The organism is Segetibacter sp. (assembly GCF_025963695.1).
Classification (GTDB): Bacteria; Bacteroidota; Bacteroidia; order Chitinophagales; family Chitinophagaceae; genus Segetibacter.
Map to the genome: position 1 here is coordinate 1 of NZ_JAOQAH010000085.1, position 23,391 is coordinate 23,391.

The window sequence follows — 23,391 nt, forward strand, 5'->3', positions numbered from 1 at the left end:
CCGCCATAGTCAAACCACTCAATCAGTGAAATTGGTAGATAAATCTGTATCCTGTATACAAACAAACATATAGAAGAATAAGACTTTTGCAGCCTGAGAATGGGACGTGGAAGACACTTTTTCAAACGGTGAATTTTTAGAATAAAATAAAATTTTAGCATGCAAATAATGAAAGGCAAAGTTGCTCTTGTTACAGGTGCAGCTTCAGGACTTGGACTTGCTTCTGCAAAAGCGTTTGCAGAAGCGGGTGCTTCAGTAGTGTTGGCCGATTACCATGAAAAAGCAGTTTATGCAGCCGCTGAAGAATTGGCAAGTAAAGGCTACAAAACCCTTGCTGTTGTTTGTGATGTTTCTGATGATATACAGGTTGAAGCAATGGTTGCAAAAACTGTTTCAACGTTTGGTCGTTTGGATGCAGCCTACAACAATGCCGGCGTTCAAAATGCCCTTGCAGATGCTGCCGATCAAACCAGGGAAGACTTTGACCGTGTTACGGGTATCAACCTTCGCGGGGTTTGGAGCTGCATGAAGTATGAGCTTCAACAAATGCGTAAACAGGCAAGTGGTGCCATCGTTAACTGTTCTTCCATAGGAGGTATTTTGGGTGGAGCACAAAGGGGAACTTACCATGCTGCTAAACACGGAGTAATTGGCCTTACCAAAAGCGCCGCTTTAGAGTATGCTTCACAAGGTATTCGTATCAACACAGTTTGCCCCGGCTTGATACATACTGCCATGGCAGACGAAATGATTGCCGGTGGGCAGAAGGAGGCACTCGATGCCATGTTAAAAACGGTACCTGTCGGTCGTCTTGGTCGCCCCGAAGAAATTGCCAGTGCCGTTCTTTTCCTTTGCAGCGATGCCGCCAGCCTTATCGTAGGTCATACACTTGTTATTGATGGCGGTTACAGTATTCAATAATTAATTTAAAGATTATGAAGATAAAGTCACTATTACTGCCATCTTTTGTAGCTGTTATTGTATTAACAACAGCTTGTAATAACAACAAGAAACAACATGAGATGGCAACACAGAATACCGCTGCAATTTTCCCTGAGGGAAACAAGTTGCCCGGCGATCATTTTACCGGAAATGCTTTTCTACATCCGATGCTGGCAAAAGACAACAACAATGAGTTTTCGCTTGGTTGCGTCACGTTTCAACCCGGTGCAAGAACGCATTGGCACACACATCCTAAAGGGCAGGTTCTGATAGTTACAGAAGGTGAAGGATTTAACCAGGAAAAAGGAAAATCAGCACAAACCCTGAAAAAAGGGGATGTGGTAAACATACCTGCGGATACGCAGCATTGGCACGGAGCTTCTACCAGTAGTAAATTGGTTCATGTTGCTATCACCAATTATAGGGGTGACGAAAATGTAGTATGGCTTCAGCCTGTCTCTGACGAAGAATACAACCAGGTTAATAAAAAATAAAACACGTAAGTGATGAACAAAGACAAACTTTTTAAATGGATACTATTCTTTGTTTTAATGCTAAGCATAAACAAAATGAATGCACAAACTGCAACTTCAAACCAGTCTTTAGATGCCCGCCAGCAACATATTGTTAGCATTTCGGCTTTGACCGCAGTCGGAGATTTACCGCATCTGCAAAACCAACTTAATAAGGGGCTCGATGCCGGGCTTACTATTAGTGAAATAAAAGAGATATTGGTACAGCTTTATGCCTACTGCGGTTTCCCGAGAAGCCTGAACGGCATTAATACATTCATGACGGTGTTGCAGGAAAGAAAAGCCAAAGGCATCACTGATGTTGTAGGCAAAGAGGCTGAAGTTATAAACGATACTACCGACACCTACGAACGGGGCAGAAGAGTACTTGAAATGCTTACAAAAACGCCGCAGGCAAAACCTGCACCCGGCTTTGGTGCATTTGCCCCGCGCATTGACGTTTTTTTAAAGGAGCATTTATTCGCCGATATTTTTGAAAGCACTGTGCTTACTTATCAGCAACGAGAACTGGTGACTATTGCAGCATTGGCAGCAATGACCGGCGTTGAAGCCCAGTTACAGGCGCATTTTGGAATGGGGATGAACACCGGCATTACCGAACAGCAGTTACATCAGCTTATTTACATTATTGAAAAAAATGTAGGAAAAAAAGGAGCAGATACGGGTAAACAAGTACTGGCTAAAGTAATAGCTGCAAGGCAAAAGTAGAAGCAGCTTTTTTACTTGCGGACGATTAGAGATGGCCATATTTTTTTTGAGCCGGGCTTAGGAACATCTATGATTCTGCCGTTGCGTCGCACTCTTTTACTTTTTGTTTATTATTCAGCAATACAGAAATTCATGACTCATAAAGTAGAACTACTCCAAATCAATGATGCCTGTAAAAAGGTGGTAAACAAAGAAGCGGAATATAGGTATATGATTGAGGTGGCAACGATATAAAACATTTTTAAACGGTTATATGGAAAAACAAAAAACAAGTCTCCGCAGTCTGCAACTCTTCGCAGCACTTGCGTTGGCATTTTTTTCTGGCTGTAAGTCAGGTGCTGATAACGATCGAACATGGGCTGTGTATAAGGCGGATGCCAATAGTTCGAACTACTCGCCGTTGGACCAGATTAATGTTTCTAACGTTGGTCAGTTAAAGACTGCGTGGACATTTGCTATTAACGATAAAGCTCCCGGAGCGAGACCAAGTCAGTGTAATCCCATCATTGTCGATGGAATAATGTATGCAACATCAGCAGGCCAATCCGCTTACGCTATAAACGCTGAAACGGGAGCGCCACTTTGGTCTTTTGACCCGTTTAACGGTGAGAAAGGTGGTGAAGTGAATCGTGGAGTTACGTATTGGGAAAATGGTGACGACAAGCGCATATTATTTACGGCTAACAATCACCTTTTTGCTCTTAATGCCCACACGGGCAAACCCATCACTTCGTTTGGGAATGAAGGGAAGGTCAATCTTCGGGTCGGACTTCGGGATAGCTCCGAAAACATCTTTGTTACATCCACCTCGCCTGGAATTATTTACAAAGATCTTATCATTATGGGCTGCAGAGTACCTGATGTGTACGGTGCTCAACCCGGTTACATAAGAGCATATAATTGCCTGACCGGCAAACTTGCCTGGACATTTCATACCGTACCATTGCCTGGTGAGCCGGGTTACGAAACATGGTCTAAAGACGCCTATAAAGTGGTGGGTGGTGTTAATAACTGGGCGGGCATGAGCCTGGACCTCAAAAGAGGCATTGTATTTCTTGCATTGGGGGCACCTTCATACGATTTCTACGGTACAGACCGCAAAGGAACAAATCTTTTTGGGAACTGTGTTTTGGCTCTAAACGCAGTTACAGGAAAACATGTCTGGCATTTTCAGACTGTTCATCACGATCTATGGGATTACGATTTGCCAGCTCCACCTAATCTTGTCACCCTACATCGGGATGGAAAAGATATTGATGCGGTAGCACAAATCACCAAGCAAGGCTTTGTATTCGTGCTTAACAGGGAAACAGGTGAATCTTTATTTCCCATTGAAGAAAGAAAAGTACCCGCATCCAATCTACCTGGTGAAGAAGCATGGCCGACGCAACCTTTCCCGCTAAAGCCAAAACCTTTTGCGAGGCAGTGGATTACGGAAGCGGACCTGACGAATTACTCGAACACTGATCATGATTCACTATTAAAAAAATTCAGGTCGTTGCGATATGAAGGTTTGTACACGCCTCCCGATTTAAAAGGAACGCTTCAACTCCCTGGCACACGGGGTGGCGGAGAATGGGGTGGAGCTGCTTTTGACCGGACTAACAATTTCTTGTACATCAAATCCAACGATGCACCCGACATTATAACGATCACTAAAGGAGATCAACAAGTTCCGGCTATGGAAGATTCGACACGAAAGGGCGGCTCGGTGAGCCAGTTGGAGACGGTAGAAAGGTATGCAAATACCGACCAGTACCTGAACGTAACCGGATATAAGACATGGAAAGACCCGAGTGGTAATCCGGCAATCGCACCACCCTGGGGAACGTTAAGCGCATTGAACTTGTCAACAGGCGAGTATGCGTGGCAAATCCCGTTAGGAAACGATACGGCACGGCAGCAAAAAGGAGCACCCGAAACAGGTCAGGAGGGGAAAGCAGGTCCTATCGTAACCGCGGGAGGTTTGATCTTTATCAGCGGAACCGAGGACAAAAAGTTACGAGCCCTCGACAAAGCCACGGGTAAGCTACTATGGCAAACAACGCTGCCTGCATTGGCAAATGCAACTGCATGTACTTACCAGGTCAAAGGGAAACAATATGTAGCAATTTCGGTAGGTGGTACAAGCCAAAACCCTTCCGGTTTTATTATAGCCTTTGCATTGCAGTAAGTTTATAAAAATTTATACCGTTTGTTGTAGTAAAACAATTTGAAAAGATGAAAGCTATCAATTTATTCGCCATCGCATTTAGTATGCTCTTCCTATTAAACCGTGTTTCCGCTCAAGACAAAAACCAAAAGGTGCGGCTGGCAAAACTTGTTATAGATACAAGCCAGTTAGAAAATTATAAGGCTGCATTAAAAGAAGAAATCGAAACCTCGCCACGTAAGGAGCCAGGTGTGTTAACTCTTTATGCGGTTGCCGAAAAAGATAATTCCAGCCACATAACCATTTTAGAAATTTACGCAAATGAAGCGGCGTACAAAGCACATTTGCAAACACCTCATTTTATTAAATACAAGACTGGTACAAAAGATATGGTCAAGTCGCTTGAACTTGTAGAAATGGATCCGCTGATACCAGGAATGAGAATAAAATATCAACCGGAAAAAATACCAAATGCAAAAACGAGCATTAGGAAACAGCGGCCTTGAAGTGCCTGCTATAGGGCTTGGTTGTATGGGTACGAGCTTCTGGTTATACCCCAATTCCGGATAAGAACGAAATGATTAGGTTAATACGCAAAGCAGTTGAACGGGGAGTTACTTTCTTTGATACCGCTGAAGTGTAGGGGCCTTTTACGAATGAAGAACTGGCAGGCGAGGCTTTAGCCCCTTTTCGAAATGAAGTGGTGATTGCAACCAAATTTGGCATCAACATTCAGGGTGGAAAAATGGCGGGTGTAAACAGTAAGCCGGAGAATATTAAGAAGGCGATAGAGGGGTCATTAAAACGATTGAATGTAGAAGCGATGGACCTTCTGTATCAGCATGATGACTTACAACAAATTAAGGAAGCCGCCTCGCAAATTACTGTACATGGAAACAGGTATACAGAAGCCCGTGAAACGATGACAGGGCTGTAACTGGTATCGGGACAAAGAGCTGTTCGTGCATCAGCAGCATGCACCGCATTAATTTGGACAAAGTGCCGGCAGTCAGCTTTTGTGAGCATCTTTGCGCTATAAATTTTTAACGCAACCTCTATTTTGCCATGTACGAAGTGTATTTTGAAAACTTCAATCAGAAAGTACCGTTAACAGACAGCGAACAAGCACAAATAAAAAGTTTTCTTTCCGTAAAAAAGCTCCGTAAAAAGCAATATCTGTTGCAGGAAGGCGATGTTTGTAAAAGCATTGCCTTTGTTGAGAAAGGAATACTAAGGGCGTACGCAATAAATGAAACCGGAACAGAACACATTATCCAATTCGCATTAGAAGGATGGACTGTTTCAGATTTGTATAGTTTTTTAACCGGCGAGCAGGCAACCTATAACATTGATGCTTTGGAAAACGCTGAGTTGGTTCTAATAAGTAAAACAGCACATGAAGAGCTGTTGCAACAGGTTCCTAAATACGAGACCTATATTCGATTGCAAATGACCAATGCTTACATTGCACTTCAAAAACGCCTTGCATCTACTGTTAGCCTGTCTTTAGAAGAACGTTATAAAATCTTTACCGCCACATATCCCGACCTAATTCAACGTGTACCTCAACACATGATAGCTTCTTATATGGGTCTTACACCGGAGACATTAAGCCGTATTAGGCGTAGAATAACAGAAAACAAATAAGCGGTTTCTGCGATAGCTTTACTTTCGTTCGATGAAGCATCAAATAAGAAAAGTTGAATAGAATTTCTATAAGTACAAGAGAGTGACACAACGATGCTGAATAGAAATTGTAACGCCGGTCGCCAAAAAAATCTTGACTAAATAAATTAAGTGCAAAAAGCGTTGATTTAGATCAATGCTTTTTCTTGCTTGTAAGCAAGTGTGAATGACATGGCGGAAAGTACTTTTGCCTTGTGAATTAGAATAGATATGAGGACAAAGCAAACAATAGCAATTATCGGAGCATCAGGAACTATGGGCTCTGCTATTGCCAAAAGCCTGTGTAAAGGTAACTACAAGTTACTTCTTTGTTCGAAAGAACCAGGCAAGATTGAGACGTTAATACATGATATAAAGAGCACCAACTCATTAGCTGATGTTGAGATCAGTGATTGTTTTAAAGAGGCTTGCTGGGAAGCAGACATTATTATTGCCGCAGTTCCGTATGCTTCTGAACAAGAATTAGCTGAAAGGATTAAAGAAGTAGCAAACCAAAAAATTGTTATCTCAATTGCCAATCCGCTAAACGAAACTTATACTGGTTTAATAACTGCGGCGGACACCAGTGCGGCAGAAGAACTGCAAAAATTGTTGCCGCACTCTAAAGTAATAAAGGCATTTAATACAACTTTTGCTGCGGATTTCTCTACCGCGGTAATTGATCGTAAAAAGATAGATGCGTTTATTGCAGGCAACGATGAAGACGCGCTTGAAACTGTTTCTGAACTGGTTAGTACCGCAGGTTTCAACCCCGTTATAGCGGGCGTGTTATCAGCAAGCAGAACCCTGGAAAACACGCAACTGATGCTAATTCAGTCAACACGGAAATACAATTACAACTGGTTGGCAGCTGGTTAAATTTTACACAATTAATTCAATAATCATTCAAAACAATAAAAAAAAACAAATGAAAAAGTTCGCGATTATTTCTTCGGCATTTCTGGTATTATCGGCTTTTACAGCCGCCGTTTCTACAACCTGGCAGAATGACGACATGCACTCTCAATTAAGTTTTACAGTAACGCATCTCGGCATAAACGATATTTCAGGCACTTTTAATGATGTTGATGTAACCGTTCAATCAACTAAGGCAGACTTTAGCGATGCATCGTTTGAGCTAACGGCTAAAACAGCTTCGATTGATACAAGGGTAGAGCCAAGAAACAAACACTTAAAAAGTGCAGATTTCTTTGATGTAGAAACGTACCCTACTTTGAATTTTAAAAGCACAGGAATTAAAGCAGCCGGTAAAAATCAATACAAACTTACAGGCGATTTAACTATACACGGTGTTACTAAACCAGTTACCATGAATTTGCTTTATAAGGGAACTGTAGAAAACCCTATGAGCAAAAAGCCTACTGCAGCTTTTCAAATCTCGGGAACTATTAAACGTACTGACTTTGGTGTTGGTGAAAAATTTCCTTCAGGTATGGTTAGCGATGAAGTTCGCATAAAAGCTGATGGAGAATTTGGATTGAGCGAGGCTAAATAAATACAGGTAAAAAAATCAGATGAAAAAGATACTAAGCGTAAATGAAGCAACCTCAATTACAGATGTAGCGCTGTTGATTGCAAGAGTAGGTATAGCCCTTCTTATGTTAACACATGGCGTTCCAAAAATGGTAACACTATTTTCAGCAGCACCGGTTCAGTTTATGCCGGTGATGGGAATGAGTGCAGAATTTTCGTTAGCACTTGCAGTGTTTGCAGAAGTTTTCTGTTCTATACTTCTTTTGGTGGGTTTTGCCTCCAGGTTAGCCGTTATTCCTTTAATGATGACAATGTTAGTGGCCGTATTCCTTGTTCATTCGGCCGACCCTTTTGCCAAACAAGAACCGGCTTTGCATTACTTACTGGTGTATATAGTGCTTTTGCTTGCTGGTAGTGGTAAATATTCAATTGATTATTTATTAAGCAGAAAAACATTCCCTACCAACACCTCTGCAGGTAAAACAGAAAGGGCAAATTCGTTGAGCTATCAATAGACAATCATTTAGTGCGCAGTGGGTTCTTTAAAAAAGATGAATTATTTGTAGACGTATTAAACGAGGCTAGACCGTATTAACCTTGCCTTGAAATAAAGATAAACATTTACAGAAGTTTTCTTTTCCAACAGTTAATGTTCATATAACTGTTGGAAAAGGAACTTCAAACCAGGTTCATCAAATCTTGCTGAAAGCAAAAAGCGAAAGTTTTTGGTGCCCGAGTGCAGTACTTCTATTAAGGTTTACTTGCGTCGCACTCGTGTACTTTTTTCTCCTTATGGAGCAATGCGCTCTCTTATATTTTGCCAACTGTAACGTGATACGGCATTTTTTGCAGCGTTGCCATTATGGTTCAAAATCTACTTACAGCTTCTAAGAAGTGTTGCTTACTTTAAAACAATTCCTTCTATCGGTTCTCCACATCAAATTCTTGTTTGTAATAATTTCAGGCAGGTGCTTAAGTAAAATAAAAAAGGCTGACACAGGTTAGCATCAGCCGGTAATTCGAATATAGGATTTTAAAAAAACCTCAATTAAGGTTAGTCTAATTAAAACGTTCGTTTAAGAGGCATATTATTCAAAAAATACAGTCAGTACAATTAGAGCATCAATGTAGCCGTTTGGGTTATGAAAACGTATGAAACGTACCTTCATCAAAATACGTACGGGTTCGTTTTTCATCTTTGCTTTGTTACACGCCATCCTACACACCAGCGAAATGCGATAACCCATCAAACTCCTGAAGAAAAATCGTTCATTATAATTGTTTCCAGGTTTCGGCAAGTGCCTGTACTTTTTTCCCGTCAGGATTTCGAAAAGGCTCAGGTAATGCCCGACTAGTGGAGGTTATTCATTATAAACTTTCCCGTTCACTAACACTTTTGCCACCATCCACGAATATTCACTGTATTTATCTTTCATATCAGCTTCCATAGGCAACTGCTTTTCGGTAATGCCGAACTTATTAAAAGTTGCCGGAGAGATCTGAACACGGATTTTATGTTTCTTATTCGACAATCCCTGAATAAAGGTGAAGCTGAGACGGGTGTAGTAACAGTATTTGTCAAACCTGTTAATGTAACGTGGAGCATCATTATCAATCAACACTTTTAGCTGCCCTGTAGATGGACCAATGATATCAAGAAAACCGATTGATTCACCGGAAAAAGAGAAGGACAGGATAGCCGCAGTATCTGAAAGTTTATACACATCTGATAGGTATCTGCTGTATCGTTTTAAATTTTCATTTTTGTTTTCGCTGACTGTAATGTGCCCAATATTTCCTTTCGCCATCGCCGGAGTTACCGGTATCATATCTGCTTTCTCAAATTTTGAACTGAAATAAGCAGTACCTAACATATGTTTTACGGGACCGGCAATAGAATGCAGGCTCATAATTGCATTAATGATAGATTCTGTATAATAAACATGACCTGTTTCTTTATACGGATGAACCCCGTCTCCGGAGAAAAACGTAGAATCATTTATAAACGGTTGTTTTCCTGAAACAAAAAGTTTTTTATCATTTATCAACCGCACGATTTTAGGAGAAAGATTAACGGAAGGAATACCATAATGACCCGCTATCTCTTCCATAGCTTTCACCGTGGAAGGCGCTCCTTCATTGTTATAATTCTTCAATAAGTAGTGGGCAAAGGTGTAGACAAAACAGATATCTGTTTTAGCATTTGCCATCCATGTTTTACGAACGATGCCCTCCATTGATGTCAATACATTTTCGCGCGTATCATCATCATCATTTACAGCAAACTCAACAAACAATAAATCCGGTTTATATTTCAGCACCTGTTCATTTAACCTAAATACTCCTAACCGTGAAGTTGTACCCCCAATAGCAGCATCTATTTGTTTGAAAGCAACGCGGGGATATTGTTTTTGCAGCCAGTTAAACGTCTGTTCCCGCCAGCCATTTTTTGCCTCAGTAATACTTCCGCCAAGATAGGCTACAGTTACCGTGTCCCTACTGTGTTGCAGCTTCCATAAAAAACCAGGCAAACCCTTTCTTGCAACGAATTCCTCCGGTAACGTTGCTGCCTTACTGGCTATATGCATGTGAAGAATGCAGGAAATAAGCAATAATCTAAACATAAAACACCTGTTTTTACTAATAGTTATACCCGTAAAAAGACTTTTTTCTTATATAAAAAATACAAAAACAACCACTTTATGGCCAGGGTGCAGACAGCAAAAACAACTACATTATAAGGATCTCCGACAAGTTGGACGAGCCATTGAAAAAAAGCATTGGCCGTATAATGAAAGTCTATAAAAATCTCGGCAACATAAATCAGGATGGAATTCATTCCTATTACCTTGAAGAAAAATGCCCAGTTTTTATGCCCAAGTACATCAATGATATAATAGAAAGCTGCTAATAAAAGCAAGCTTATTCCGGCTGCATGGAGCACGAAAGAACTTGTCCAGAGATTTTTATTTATAGGAAAAACAATGTTCCAGATGCGGGCCAGCAATAAAAATCCAACTCCCAAAAGCATTAAAACCCATGCTTTCTTCTGCTGGCTCATGGGAGTATTTCGCAAAAGATTACCAGCAAAAATGCCTGAAAGCGCCGTACTAATTGCCGGAACTGTTGACAATATACCTTCGGGATCGTGAATGTCCAGATACAGTTTTCCGGGCATAATAAGTCTGTCTACATAAGAAACGACATTGCCGGGCATGGTCATATCTCCGGCGGGGAAACCTGGTGCCGAAGCAAACTTGAATAATAGCCAGTAACCAATTAAAATGCCCAAAAACCATATTATCTGCGCCCTTTTACTGGTATATAAGTAAACAAGATTAGCAAACATATAGGCAAGTCCGATATGGCCGAGTACACTTCCAAAACGCATTTCTGAAAACGGCATAATTTTAAAATGGTTATTGGTAATGATGCCTATCAGCACTAATATCAAACCTCTCCTGATTATTCCGGGTATTAGTTTTTGTTTGCTCGTCCCTTGTTCAAGTCTTCTGCCTATTGAATAAGGTGTTGCTACACCTGCTATAAATAAGAAAAGTGGAAAGATGAGATCGTAGAAATGAAAGCCGTTCCAGTCGGGATGGTCCATTTGCTCGGAGATGATCCCCAGAAATGGCGAACCTGTTGCCTTTGCAAGACCTCGAACTATTCCGTCTGCTCCCATGATCCAAAACATATCAAAACCCCGGAGAGCATCAAGCGAATAAAGGCGTTGCGATACAGAAGTTTCAGCGATAGGATCTTTACCTGATGATGCCGTCATGTCAGAATTATAAAATTTATATTCGTATTTGTTTAAAGAATGCTTTGCATCCGTTTTCATGCTTTTATCACAAACTCACTCAACAATTACTTCATCTATAAATAAAGATGCATAGTTACCTGCCGGTGTTTTACCATAAGGTTGTGCAATGACCCTGATAAAACGGGAACTGGTGTTGGTAGGTGAAAAAGTTAATGGCACTGCGCCGGTAGCTTTTGGCAGTGCAATGGTTTGCGTTGCCTGGTCACTGAAATTTATGCCATCATCAGAAGTTTGCAATGTAACAGACTTTGGTATCATTATACCAAAAGGTACATCATGAAAGAACCGCATGGTAACCTTGTTGATGCTTTGCGGCTTCCCTAAATCAATGGTTCCATCAAAGGCCCGGTTTTCCCAGCCAAGCCATTTGTCATCATTATAGCGTTCCTCATCTTCGTTGCGATAATCATTAAAACGGGTATCATCAGCAAGGCTTCCATTGATCCAGCCATTCAGGTCGGTTTTAATATAATCGGGCGGCGTTTGCAGGGTTCCTTTTTTGCCGACAGCTTTGTGCATGATAAACGGCTTTACCGCCCTGTCTCTTAGTACCCCATCTATTATTATGGCTGCATTTACAGTACAGCTTTTTGCGATTGCTACAGGGTTTGTATAAACAGGAGAATTTGTATTGGGAATGCTGCCATCTAATGTGTAATAAATGGGGAAACCATTTTCGGCGCCTGCTAACGTAACAAAGAAGCTTCCGTCTGCTTCTTTCAAATTACTTATTCTTATGTCGAACAAATGTTTCGAGTAGTTTACGCGATAGCTATCTAATCTTTTTTCGTACGAAAGAAGTCTTCTTGTAAAATCAGCGAAGTTTTTCTTTGAAGGTAGGGACCAGTTCACTTCAGCCAGCGCGGTTGACCTGGGGAAAATCATGTACTCGGCAATAGTAGCATCAGGAACATAGGTTGTCCACAAGTTGCCTTGTGCACCCATTATGTATTTTGCCTGCTGGTCATTCAATTCTTTGCTTACCGGCTCGTAATTATACACATTAGAAAGCATGGTTAACCCATAATACGAAGGAGGCTCACCCGGAGCATCTGACTGAGCATGATCGAAGTAACAATAAGGCAGAGGTGTCATGGCAGCATAGTGGTTATTTTTTGCCGCTTCAATGCCGGGCTTTACGCCCGTCCAGCTCATGATGGCCGCATTTGGCGCCAGTCCGCCCTGCACAATCTCATCCCACCCAATAATGCTTCGTCCCCTGCTGTTTACAAACTTTTCAATTCGTTTTATAAAATAACTCTGCAATTCGTTCACATTTTTCAATCCATGCTTTTTCATGTTTGCCTGGCAATATTTACAGGTTTTCCAGTTAGCCTTATCTGCCTCATCTCCACCAATATGAATATATTTTGAAGGAAAAATGTCTATTACTTCAGATAAAACATCACTAAGAAAATTAATTGTTTCATCTCTTGTACAAAACTCACCCTGTATCTGTTTTGGATATGGAAACGGATGGCCGTTACTATCCACGCAAGCAAGTTCGGGATAAGCTGCTACTGCTGCCTGGGCATGAGCGGGCATTTCTATTTCCGGAACTATAGTAATAAACCTTTTGGCAGCATATTGAACAATCTCTTTCATTTGCTCTTTAGTATAATATCCGCCATGCAATTTTTCGTTGGGCCTGCTATCATAGTCGTAAGTAAATTTGTTATCTATAATATCACCTTTCCGGTATCCGCCTATTGATGTCAGCTTTGGATACTTTTTACTTTCGGGGCGCCAACCCTCGTTATCTGTCAGGTGCCAGTGCAGGCGATTCATTTTTTGCATTGCTAACAGGTCCAGTATTCTTTTGATTGAGTCTGTACCCATAAAATTTCTCGACACATCCAGCATTATTCCTCTGTAGGGTAACCGTGGCGCGTCCTCAATTTGCACGCAGGGCACTTTCCATTGTACATTTTTTACAGCAGTGGATGATTCTATACTTTCCGGCAACAGTTGCAGCAAACTTTGAACAGCATAAAAAACTCCCGCAGGCTGCCGAGCAACGATTTCAATCTTTTGCCTGCTGATATTTAATGTATATCCTTCTTCATCAGCGATAGCATTACTTAATGAGACACTAACAGCAGGCTTTCCCGGGCACTTTGTTTGGGCCAGTAAATTAACAGAAGCGGCCCTTTTTAGTTTATTAATTAAAGGGGCAATAGCATTTTGTAGTGGTTTATTGCTTTTGTCAAAAATAATCCGGGTACAGGAAGTAAACATAAATGCTCCTTCTTTCCATTCTGATCGTGCAGGTATTGGAACAATATTATTTTTAGACTGTGAGTTGCCCGCAGTAAAAAAAGCAGAAACAATAAGTATCAATAGAAAGCATTTCCTTTTCATAGGAGTGTTTGTAGAAATAAAAAATTTTGAAGAAGGTATTTTTATAAGCTAAACCGGGCAAGGTGTAAAAAAGCAAATGGTTTTTTGGGGGGACCCGGCACAATTGCTACTATCAGCAGCCGTTGCGTCGCACACTTCTACTTTTCTTTGCTGCTTCAGCAAAATAAAAAGTCACCAGGCACCCCTTTTGAAGTATAATATATAAGCTCTTTAAAAAAAGACATCTGTAAAGTAAGAAGTAAAAACAACTCACCTTACAGATGTCTCATTTTTTTAATAACCCTGATTTTGTTTTAAAACAGTACTTCCATTTACCTTGCTGCGGTCTATCTGATTCTGAGGAACAGGAAAATATTCATTTCTGCCTTTTTTGAACGTGGCACCTTTTAATATCTGGTAATCGTAGGTGGTGGTTTCATGTTTAATGTATTCGTTTAATACATCGGCCATATAACCTGTACCATTATCCCAACGCTGCAAATCAAAAAAGCGATGACCCTCCATTGCCAATTCAATCTTTCTTTCAAAGCGAACAGCTTTTCTTGCATACTCCTGTCCCCGTTGGGCAAACTGCCCCGTGTACAATCCTACTTTGTAGTTTGCTGCAGGTTGATTTGTAAAGCCTTTTGAAGGATCATTATTATCAACATAAGTATGTACAAAACCCGAAGGATTGGCAGCACGGCTTCTTACCTGGTTTACATACTTTTCTGCCTGGGCGAGACTTCCCGCTTCTACTTCAGCTTCAGCCGCCCATAACAGTATATCAGCAAAGCGTATCATAACATAATTGTTGGCTGTAACATTGCCGGCGCCCCATCCATCGTAAATATCACTTGTTGTAGCTGCATCAGCTTTATAATAAACATTTTTAATTGGAACATATGGTCCTCCCTGTGCCTGTGCACGTATCCATGGCAAACCGGGCATTATACCCCAGTCGAGATAAGGTATACCCCTTCTTCCTGCCGTCCAGTCGAGCCGTGAATCCAAGGTGCCTTCATAGGGAGCGAAGCTTGCTGTTCCGTCTACTCCCATATCATTTTTGATGTTAGCCCCGTTCCAGGTATCTAATAGGGGAAGCCCGCTAACAGGATCTGTTTTGAATGAATTTACGAGACTGAAAGAGGGCTGATAAAAACCGCAGCAGGTAGCTGGGCCCCCTCCCGGGAAATTCAATAAATCACCTGCATTTCCATTGTGCCCCGCCGCTCTGTCATTAACAGACATTTGAACCGCGAATACAGATTCTGAACCATTTTTTTTAATGGGATTGAAGTTCTCTCCATAATTAGCAAGAAGCTGGTATTTCTGCCCGGCTGAAGTAACTCCGTTATTAACTATATCAGACAATAGACTTTTAGCTTCTGCATATTTATGTTCAAACATATATACTTTGGCCAAAAATGCCTTTGCGGCCCACGAATTTGCCCTTCCCACCTGTGGCTGAACAGTTTTTAAGTTAGATGCGGCAAACTGAAAATCTGCTTCAATTTTAGGATATATCGGAGGCTCGTTGGAAACGTTGTAATTGTCGTTTTCGAAACTTACTGTTTCATCTATATATGGAACATTCTTCCACATTTTGGCAGCCTCCAAATGATACACCCCTCTTAAAAAAATTGCCTCAGCTTTTATTTCTTTCACCTCTGCCTCTGTAAGAGAGCCATCTGTTATTTTAGCCATTACGCGAAGCACATCATTGGCACGTTGAATTCCCGCATACAATGCGCCCCATTTAATAGGTAAATATTCATTTGTAGGATCAACTTTATAGCTTTCTATCAATTCAATACTTGTAATATCACCATACTCTGAGCCTTTATGGGCATCATCAGAAGCTACCCCTCCGTATATCCAGTTACTTACTGCTGATCCTTCATTGGATCCCGGGCTGCCTCTCCCGTCAAGTAATGAGTAAGCGCCTATCAGTAATCCATTAACTCCTGCTTTGGTGGCCAGTGTACTTTCTCCTATAGGGCCCAGTGGTTCTTTTTCGAGAAAACTTTTTTTACAGGCAACTACTACGGTAAGCAGCACTAAAAAACCCGAAATAATACATTTATTACGTAATTGTTTCATCCTACATTAATTTCAAAAAGTGATTATAATTAAAATGACAGGTTCAGTCCAAAAACTATATTCTTCTGGTTGTTGGGATAATTTCCGTAATCAATTCCAAAAGCTGAACTGCTTCCGCTTAATTCCGGGTCCAACCCTTTGTACTGGGTAATGGTAAATAAGTTGGCGGCCTGCACATAAAGTCTAAACCTGTTTATACCATATTGTTCTAAAATGCGCGGTTTAATTGTATAGCCCAATATCAGGGACCGGCACTTGAAGAAGGAACCGCTTTCCATATAATAGGAGTTAGCAACTCCCGACGTGCTGAAAGTATTGGTTAGTTCAGCAACAGGTGTTTTAGCATTTACATTCTGAGGTGTCCAGGAATTATAAAGAAGATCGTTGCTCTTACCTCCAATGAAACTGCCAAAGAAATCAGTATAATAACGAATATGGTTTAGGACATCATTACCCTGCGAGCCATAAAACAAAGCAGAAAAATCAAATCCCTTATAACTTGCGCCTACATTAATGCCGTAGGTAAACTTAGGGTTGGGATTGCCGTAGAAAGTACGGTCATCAGGAGTAATTTTTCCATCATTATTTACATCCTGGTATTTAAATCTTCCAGGGGCAGCATCTGCCTGTGTTGGAGAGGATGTTACATCACGATCATCCCTGAATAGCCGCTCTACCTGGTACCCGAAGAATGAACCAACGGGGTGGCCAACCTGGTTACGTACCAGATTACCCAAACTTGAACCAGCCACATCAAAGTAGTCACCGGGGATATTGACCACTGTATTTTTATATGCCGTTACATTTAGTCCAACATTGTATTGAAAGCTCCGCTTGCCTCCACCACGGTAATTCGCAGAAACATCCCATCCCTTATTTTCAATATCGCCAATATTAATAACCGGTGCATCAGCACCTCCTGCTGTTAGTAGCACCGGTTGGGGGAAAAGTAAGCCGTTAATTGATTTTCTATACCATTCGACAGATAAATCTATTTTATTAAATATCGTTGCATCCATCCCTATGTTGGTAATTACATCTTCCTCCCATCCTGTTTTCGGATTGCCATTGGAAGCACTATAAAAACCCTGCACAGGATTGGTGCTGAGGCCATTTATATCATAATAAGAGGTCTGGAAATTTGAACTAAATAAAGTGAAGGCATTGTTAGGACCTACATTGTTTTGAGAGCCTAATTTCCCCCAGCTTCCTCTCAATTTTAAATCGTTGATTTGGCTCACACTCTTCATGAAATCTTCATTAGATATTCTCCATCCTAAAGAAAAGGAGGGGAAAATGCCAAATCTCTTCTCACGTCCAAATTGGGATGATCCGTCACGACGGACAGTAGCAGACATAATATACCTGTCGTTGTAAGAGTAATCTAAACGACTAAACAGAGAATACAGGGAGATGTCGTAAGCATAACCGCTGTTGGTAATATTGGAAGTGCCATTACTTAACAAAAGATAAGCGGGACGGGTAGAGAAAAAGTTAGCGGCGGCACCGCCAATTCCCCTTCCGTTACTGTTGATTGCTTCCGATCCGGCCAGTACTTTCAGACTGTGTTTGTCAAACGTGTTGGTGTAAGTCAGTGTATTCGTCCACGTCCAGCTATTATCGTAATTCGAGTTTTCGCTTAAGGAGTTTATACCGTTATGAAATTCTTTGTCGTTATAGGCATTAGGCGAGAACCAGGTGCTATGACCATCGCTAACAGTTCCGCCAAAGCTGGTACGGGCCAGAAAGTGTTTAAATAAATCTACTTCAGCATACAGGTTTCCTACTACTGCCAGCGATCGGTTCTTATTAAGACTGGTACGTGCCTGAGCAGCATAAGGATTTGGAGCGTTTCCTAACTCAGGCCCTGCCCACGTTCCCCCGTAATTTCCCTGGATGTCGTAGACAGGAATAATCGGCATGGTACGGTAAGCATACGAAATCACATTGTCTGTGCTCTGGTTGCCAAATCCAGGGCTTTGCTTTAAGTAGATGTATGCATTCTCCCCTACGCGTATGTTCTTTTTAATTGTAAATTGGGTATTGATCCTGGTTGAATATCTTTTTAGATAGGTTTCTATAAGCGTACCCTGCTGATTAAGGTATCCAAATGAGAACAGGTATTTTGATTTGTCGGTACCCCCGCTTGCCGTGATGTTGTGGCTCTGCATAGGGGCGGTCCTGAAAATTTCATGAAACCAATCTGTACCCTGCTTGTTCACCTTTTGTATTAAATAATCGTTAGCCGGATTGGCGGCATCAAAAACATACTTCGAAGGGTCAACCGCCGGATCTCCTCCCATAGCAGTACCGGCAATGCCAGGGCCCGCATAAAGATAATCAGGAAGGCCATTGGCAAATAGAGTGGTCCCCGGGTTTACTTTCTTTACCAACATAGCAAAATCTGCCGAGTTCAATAAATTAAAAACGTTCCCTTTTAAAGGAATCTGACTTCCATAGTAAGCATCATAAGACAAGGTAGGCTCGCCTGATTTTCCTTTTTTTGTAGTCACCACGATAACACCGTTAGAACCCCGAACACCATAAATGGAGGCAGCCCCAGCATCTTTGAGTATTTGAACAGTTTCAATATCATTGATGTTGATGTCGCGAAGGCCAGCGGGTACCCCATCTACAATTATCAAAGGTTGTGTGCTTCCAAAGGAAGACACCCCACGGATAAAAATATTGCTTTCGCCCCCGGGAACACCGGAACTAATAATCGTAACACCCGATGCCATACCCTGAAGCGCCTGCTCGCCCGATCCTGTAGGTATAGATTTCATGTTCTTTACATCTACAACAGAAACGGAACCTGTAATATCTTTTTTTCGCTGAGAAGAATATCCGGTAACAACTGCTTCAGTAAGGGTATTTACGGCAGCGGCTAAAACTATGCTGATGTCTTTTCTGCTATCGACTGCAACCTCCTGAGATTGATATCCAACAAAGCTAAAAGACAAAACATTTCCTTTTTGTGCAGTAATAGAAAACGTTCCGTCTGGCCCTGTTGCTGTACCGGTTTTGGTATCTTTTACTATAACGGAGACATTTACCAGCGCTTCTCCGGCTTCATTAACTACCCGCCCATGCACTTTTGGGATGGTGTCAAAGGGCTTAATTACTTCGGCTGCCGGTACTGTTTTTTTTATAAAAATGGCATTATTCTCTACACTAAAGCTAAAGGGCCGGTTTTGCAGGCACCGGTTCAATACTTCAGAAATCCGGGCATCTTTAACATCAATACTAACAGGTGAAAAGTTTTCGAATAGTTTTTCATTATACACAATAGAAACTCCCGTTTGACGAAAAATTTCTTTAAATACCTTTTGAACGGATACGTTTTTAAGAGAAAGCGTAACAGTTTGTGTGTAACTCCTGGCGCTAAGCTGCAGGCAAGCGAATAATAAAATAATTGCTGTTAATCTCATAATTCTCAGCGTTTTGGTTAATGCCCGCTGCTTTAAAGGCAGTGTTTTACAATGAACATTTAATTTCATATTTTTGGAAAGTTTGGGTTTTCAACAATAAGCAGTTTATTAATTGTAACGAACCCCTTTTGCAGCCGTTCCGACTCGTACCCGGAACGGTTTTTATTTGGGTCCTTCTTTAATATCTATGTCATTTTATTTGTTTTTATCTTTTAACTATGGTTACCAAGCACAACTATTTTTCTGCCTTCAATTTTAAAATGCACCCCGTTGGTCTCTAATAAATGCAGCACTTCAGATAAATTTAGTTTCCGGCTAATTCCACCACCAAAACGGCCCTTATTATCAGAAGTTTCATATGAAATATCTACATCATACCATCTCGAAATTTGCCGCATTATTGTTGGCAGATCAGTATTGTCAAATTCGAAAAAACCGTTTTTCCATGCAATCACCTGGTCAACATCGACTGGTTGTATGATTATTGGCTTTGAAAAAGAAGTGAATACGGATTGCTGTCCGGGCAGTAGCAATTTTTCTAAAGAACCAGCACTAAATTTTACCGATCCCTCCAGTAATGTAGTATTGATGCTTTTCTCGTCGCTATATGCGTTTATGTTAAAATGCGTTCCCAAAACGGTTACTTTTGTTTGCAATACCATTACTTCAAATGGCATTGATTTATTTTTTGCTACCTCAAAGTAAGCTTCGCCGCTTAGCTCAACCCTTCGGTTATTACCAGTAAATGTGGTAGGAAACTTCAATGAACTTGCTGCATTTAGCCATACATGTGTACCGTCTGATAATTTAATCTCATATTGGCCACCACGTGGAGTACTAACCGTATTATATTCTATCGCTTTGTTATTCGTATCACTGTTATTATAATAGGCCAGTTTTCCATTGTCTTCTTTTACGACTTTGGTTTTCCCTTGTTCAATCAGGTTTCCATTTTTTGCATTATCCAGAAGAATAGTGGCACCATTTGAAAGGGTAAGCATAGCATGGTTGCCACCGGGAACAATATGATTTTTAGTAGTTGTTTTTCGGGCCACCACAGGTGCATGGGCTGTTTTCTTTTCTGTAAGTAAATAAATACCTGATGCAAGACAACATATGACTGCGGCTGCCGCAATTACACGTTTAACCGTGAAGAAAATTAATTTTGAAGGTTTCTCTTCGATTGCATTTTTTCTCTCTATGATTTCCTTAAACATTCGGTCTCGCTGCTGCTGGCTCGTCATGCCATCAAAGGCCCGTTCTTCAAGGTCCTCAATGACTTTGTTTTCAAGAATGCCCTGGTTGGCCGGCAGCAGAATTAAAAATTCCTTCAGTTCATCTTCCGACAGAGAAGCATCTAGATATTTATCAAGTAAAACCTGAAAACGCGACATAATGAATTTTTACACAAAAAATAGACGTGGGTACAATCGTCGTAGTAAAGACAATCGCAGATTGAAAATGTACCAGTGGGAAAATATTTTTTTTTAAAATTTTTTCAGAGATCTGATAACAAGGTTACAATAAAAATGAGATGGCGATCGGTTTGCTGTACAAATGATTGAACAGATTTTACGGCTCTGTCTAAATGGTTCCGCACTGTATTTCTTGTTAACCCTAACCGGGTAGCTACTTCTTTCAGCTTCATGCCCTGGACACGAACGAGCTGGTAAATAATTTTTTGCTGAGGGGGCAAATGCGAAATTGCTTTTTCTATAAGTGCGTTGGACTCCTTAAACATCAGTTCACCTTCAGGTGTGATACTGTTTTCTTTAAAATAAGCGGAGAGGTGTTGAATGCAATCTTTTTCCCTGATTTTGCGTTGTAGATAATTGAGTATATGATTACGTGCAATGATAAAAATATAATTAGAAAACTGATCAATTTGGGCAAGCGTTTCGCGCCGCGTCCATATTTTTAAAAACACATCCTGCACCAGTTCTTCTGAAAATTCCTGTGATTTTGTATAAGTAAAAGCAACCCCGTAAATTGTATCTGCATATTGCTCATAAAGCTGCTCAAAAGCCTTTTCGCTGCCCGTTGCAACTTGCAACAGCAATATTTTTTCATCGGAGGAAGCAGGGGGCAGCACTATAACAATAATTTTTTAAGTGTCTAAAGATAACTTATTACTTAACTTAAGTGCTGTCATTCACGACATAAGTTTCACATCAACTTACAATCAAGCAACGGCCAAAAAAGACTTTATCTATAAAATTTTCTGAAGAACTTATTATTAATTTTTAGTTACGGGTTGCTGCGTTTATTATCATCAGGGCTTGCTATATAAACTGCTGCTCCCATTATAAAAGCATCCTCCACAGGTAGGGGAACTAATATTTCGTAACAATTTGCAAGTGCACTGTTGGCTTTACCCGGCTACACAAAGCCCGACACTTCAAGTGCGTCGTGTTGGTATTGCCGCCAGCAACATAACTTGTACAAAGCCGCCGTGAGCACAGCCCTTAAACGGAGCGTCGCAAGCAAAGCCTCGGTAAAGACCTAATGCTAAGCCCAAAAAACATCTCATAACATTAAGGTGATCATTAAGCTCAGCTAAAAAAATTAAACCAATGGTATTTATAACACAACTCATTTACACCTCAGATGGTTAGGAAGTTATTTTAACCAATTTGAATCCATTGCTATTTTCATGATTTCAAAATACAACGGAAAACTTCTCATTAGGGTACGCCCTCAGTACGACGCGTACATACAAAGCAATATTGAAAAGCCTTATGAAATTCGCCTTGTAGAATTTGAAAACGAGCAGGACTTTAATAATTTTATGGAGGACTACGAACGAAAAGGATCATTGCATTTGAAAGAACAATCAATAAGATCGGTCGTGCTAATGAAGGGGTCAAAACTATAACGATTAAATGCGCCACAATCTCATATTGTCAAAGGGTTAATTATGAAACAATCAATAATGTTTTTGGTGTTTGTTATATCAGCAACACTACTTTTTGGGCAGAGCAATTTTGATGAATATGGAAAATTTGCCAAAAAAGCAGATTCTCTTTACCAGTTAAAGGACTATAAAAATGCGGCTACTACATTTTCGCAGGCATTTAAATCAATAGGCTGGAAGGGGTCGCAAAAGGACAGGTACAATGCTGCGTGCTCGTGGGCATTAGCGGGAGTTGCGGACAGCGCTTTTTTTCAACTTGATAATATTGTGCAAAAACAGCATTATACCGACTACGCCCATATTACTTCTGAGCCTAACCTAAATTCTTTGCACCAGGATAAGCGGTGGAAGCCGTTGGTTGGGCGTATAAAACAAAACAAGTATAGGGCAGAAGTTAATTTAAACAAGCCATTGGCAGCGCAGTTGGATAGCATTTATGTAGAGGATCAGCAGTACAGGCGGCAGATAGATTCTCTCCAGAAAAAATATGGATGGGAGTCAAAGGAAATGACAGCGCATTGGAAAATTATAAATGAAAAGGATTCGATCAATTTGATCAAAGTGAAGAATACTCTTGATAAGTATGGCTGGCTGGGAGCGGACGTTGTGGGCGAACAGGGAAGTACAACCTTATTTCTTGTGATACAACACTCAGATAGATTGACGCAGGAAAAGTATTTACCGCTGATGAGAGACGCCGTAAAAAAAGGCAAAGCACGAGGAAGTAGTTTGGCATTACTTGAAGACAGAGTTGCATTAGGCCAAGGAAAAAAACAGATTTATGGCAGCCAGATTGGAAGTGATGCAACTACCAAAACCTTTCATGTACTGCCGCTTGAAGATCCTGACAATGTTGACAAAAGACGTGCTGAAGTTGGACTACCACCTTTAGCCGAATATGTAAAGCAATGGCAAATAAAATGGGACGTTGAACAATACAAAAAAGATCTTCGGGGAATGGAAGCTAAAGGAAGAGTAAGCCCCTAAATAACTTTTAGCATATAAATAATAGAAAGGTTTAGTCTAACCAATAAACTACTTTTTTTGCCTTTGCAGTTATTCTTCACCTGCAAGTTCTTCTTCAATTACAGTTATAATTTTTTGGAAGTGCATGTAAAACTATTCGGTTTTCATTTGGGTTGAGGAGTTGTCTTAAAAAGATTTGTTGAAAATTTTTGCGGACCGAACACCTGTTCTTTGTGCAGAATTTGTTGTGTCACTCACTTGTACTGCATCTTTTTATAGCAGCTTTTTTAATAAAATAAAATTTGCAGGGGCATGAT

Annotated in this window: 19 protein-coding genes; 12 read left to right on the forward strand and 7 right to left on the reverse strand. The window is 40.7% G+C overall.

The genetic code is table 11. The features are described 5' to 3' along the window. The first annotated feature begins 159 nt into the window (after nt 1-159). The 10 genes from JWR87_RS14515 to JWR87_RS14560 all read left to right on the forward strand — a co-directional run bounded on the left by JWR87_RS14515 (nt 160) and on the right by JWR87_RS14560 (nt 8,009). On the forward strand, nt 160-921 hold the full coding sequence (locus tag JWR87_RS14515) for a glucose 1-dehydrogenase (RefSeq protein WP_297821335.1): 762 nt from the start codon (nt 160-162) through the stop codon (nt 919-921). A 14-nt stretch (nt 922-935) separates the two neighbouring features. Next, nucleotides 936-1,436, forward strand: a complete 501-nt coding sequence (locus JWR87_RS14520; protein ID WP_297821337.1) for a cupin domain-containing protein — start codon at nt 936-938, stop codon at nt 1,434-1,436. Nucleotides 1,437-1,448: 12 nt separating this feature from the next. Next, nucleotides 1,449-2,183 carry a carboxymuconolactone decarboxylase family protein gene (locus JWR87_RS14525; RefSeq protein WP_297821339.1) on the forward strand — a complete coding sequence of 245 codons (735 nt, stop codon included), beginning with the start codon at nt 1,449-1,451 and terminating at the stop codon, nt 2,181-2,183. Nucleotides 2,184-2,436: 253 nt separating this feature from the next. Continuing rightward, entirely contained in the window at nt 2,437-4,356 is a 1,920-nt protein-coding gene (locus tag JWR87_RS14530) for a pyrroloquinoline quinone-dependent dehydrogenase (RefSeq protein ID WP_297821341.1), read from the forward strand. A 47-nt stretch (nt 4,357-4,403) separates the two neighbouring features. Then, nucleotides 4,404-4,841 (forward strand): putative quinol monooxygenase, encoded by a 438-nt coding sequence (locus tag JWR87_RS14535; protein WP_297821343.1) that lies wholly within the window; start codon nt 4,404-4,406, stop codon nt 4,839-4,841. Nucleotides 4,842-5,038: 197 nt separating this feature from the next. Next, nucleotides 5,039-5,272 (forward strand): aldo/keto reductase, encoded by a 234-nt coding sequence (locus JWR87_RS14540; RefSeq protein ID WP_297821345.1) that lies wholly within the window; start codon nt 5,039-5,041, stop codon nt 5,270-5,272. A 128-nt stretch (nt 5,273-5,400) separates the two neighbouring features. Then, on the forward strand, nt 5,401-5,982 hold the full coding sequence (locus JWR87_RS14545) for a Crp/Fnr family transcriptional regulator (protein ID WP_297821347.1): 582 nt from the start codon (nt 5,401-5,403) through the stop codon (nt 5,980-5,982). A 249-nt stretch (nt 5,983-6,231) separates the two neighbouring features. After that, nucleotides 6,232-6,879, forward strand: a complete 648-nt coding sequence (locus JWR87_RS14550; protein WP_297821349.1) for an NAD(P)-binding domain-containing protein — start codon at nt 6,232-6,234, stop codon at nt 6,877-6,879. A 49-nt stretch (nt 6,880-6,928) separates the two neighbouring features. Beyond that, complete coding sequence (locus tag JWR87_RS14555) at nt 6,929-7,516, forward strand: YceI family protein (protein ID WP_297821351.1); 588 nt, start codon at nt 6,929-6,931, stop codon at nt 7,514-7,516. A 19-nt stretch (nt 7,517-7,535) separates the two neighbouring features. Next, complete coding sequence (locus JWR87_RS14560) at nt 7,536-8,009, forward strand: DoxX family protein (protein ID WP_297821353.1); 474 nt, start codon at nt 7,536-7,538, stop codon at nt 8,007-8,009. 846 nt (nt 8,010-8,855) lie between these two features. On the opposite strand, the gene JWR87_RS14565 is transcribed toward JWR87_RS14560, so the two are convergent. The 7 genes from JWR87_RS14565 to JWR87_RS14595 form a co-directional block, all read right to left on the reverse strand. Next, nucleotides 8,856-10,118 carry an SGNH/GDSL hydrolase family protein gene (locus JWR87_RS14565; protein WP_297821355.1) on the reverse strand — a complete coding sequence of 421 codons (1,263 nt, stop codon included), beginning with the start codon at nt 10,116-10,118 and terminating at the stop codon, nt 8,856-8,858. Nucleotides 10,119-10,141: 23 nt separating this feature from the next. Then, a complete protein-coding gene (locus tag JWR87_RS14570; RefSeq protein WP_297821356.1) occupies nt 10,142-11,338 on the reverse strand; it encodes a DUF5009 domain-containing protein in 1,197 nt (398 codons plus the stop codon). 15 nt (nt 11,339-11,353) lie between these two features. Further along, on the reverse strand, nt 11,354-13,681 hold the full coding sequence (locus JWR87_RS14575; RefSeq protein ID WP_297821358.1) for a family 20 glycosylhydrolase: 2,328 nt from the start codon (nt 13,679-13,681) through the stop codon (nt 11,354-11,356). 273 nt (nt 13,682-13,954) lie between these two features. Beyond that, complete coding sequence (locus tag JWR87_RS14580; RefSeq protein ID WP_297821360.1) at nt 13,955-15,763, reverse strand: RagB/SusD family nutrient uptake outer membrane protein; 1,809 nt, start codon at nt 15,761-15,763, stop codon at nt 13,955-13,957. A gap of 29 nt (nt 15,764-15,792) precedes the next feature. Beyond that, a complete protein-coding gene (locus JWR87_RS14585; RefSeq protein WP_297821362.1) occupies nt 15,793-19,263 on the reverse strand; it encodes a TonB-dependent receptor in 3,471 nt (1,156 codons plus the stop codon). A 143-nt stretch (nt 19,264-19,406) separates the two neighbouring features. Continuing rightward, a complete protein-coding gene (locus JWR87_RS14590) occupies nt 19,407-20,588 on the reverse strand; it encodes a FecR family protein (protein WP_297821364.1) in 1,182 nt (393 codons plus the stop codon). A 104-nt stretch (nt 20,589-20,692) separates the two neighbouring features. Further along, nucleotides 20,693-21,247, reverse strand: a complete 555-nt coding sequence (locus tag JWR87_RS14595; protein WP_297821366.1) for an RNA polymerase sigma-70 factor — start codon at nt 21,245-21,247, stop codon at nt 20,693-20,695. A 600-nt stretch (nt 21,248-21,847) separates the two neighbouring features. Here JWR87_RS14595 and JWR87_RS14600 point away from each other — a divergent pair. Next, nucleotides 21,848-22,069, forward strand: coding sequence for a DUF1330 domain-containing protein (locus JWR87_RS14600; protein ID WP_297821368.1), 222 nt, complete (start codon nt 21,848-21,850; stop codon nt 22,067-22,069). Between the two features lie 42 nt (nt 22,070-22,111). Continuing rightward, nucleotides 22,112-23,095, forward strand: a complete 984-nt coding sequence (locus JWR87_RS14605) for a DUF6624 domain-containing protein (RefSeq protein ID WP_297821370.1) — start codon at nt 22,112-22,114, stop codon at nt 23,093-23,095. The last annotated feature ends 296 nt before the right edge of the window (nt 23,096-23,391 follow it).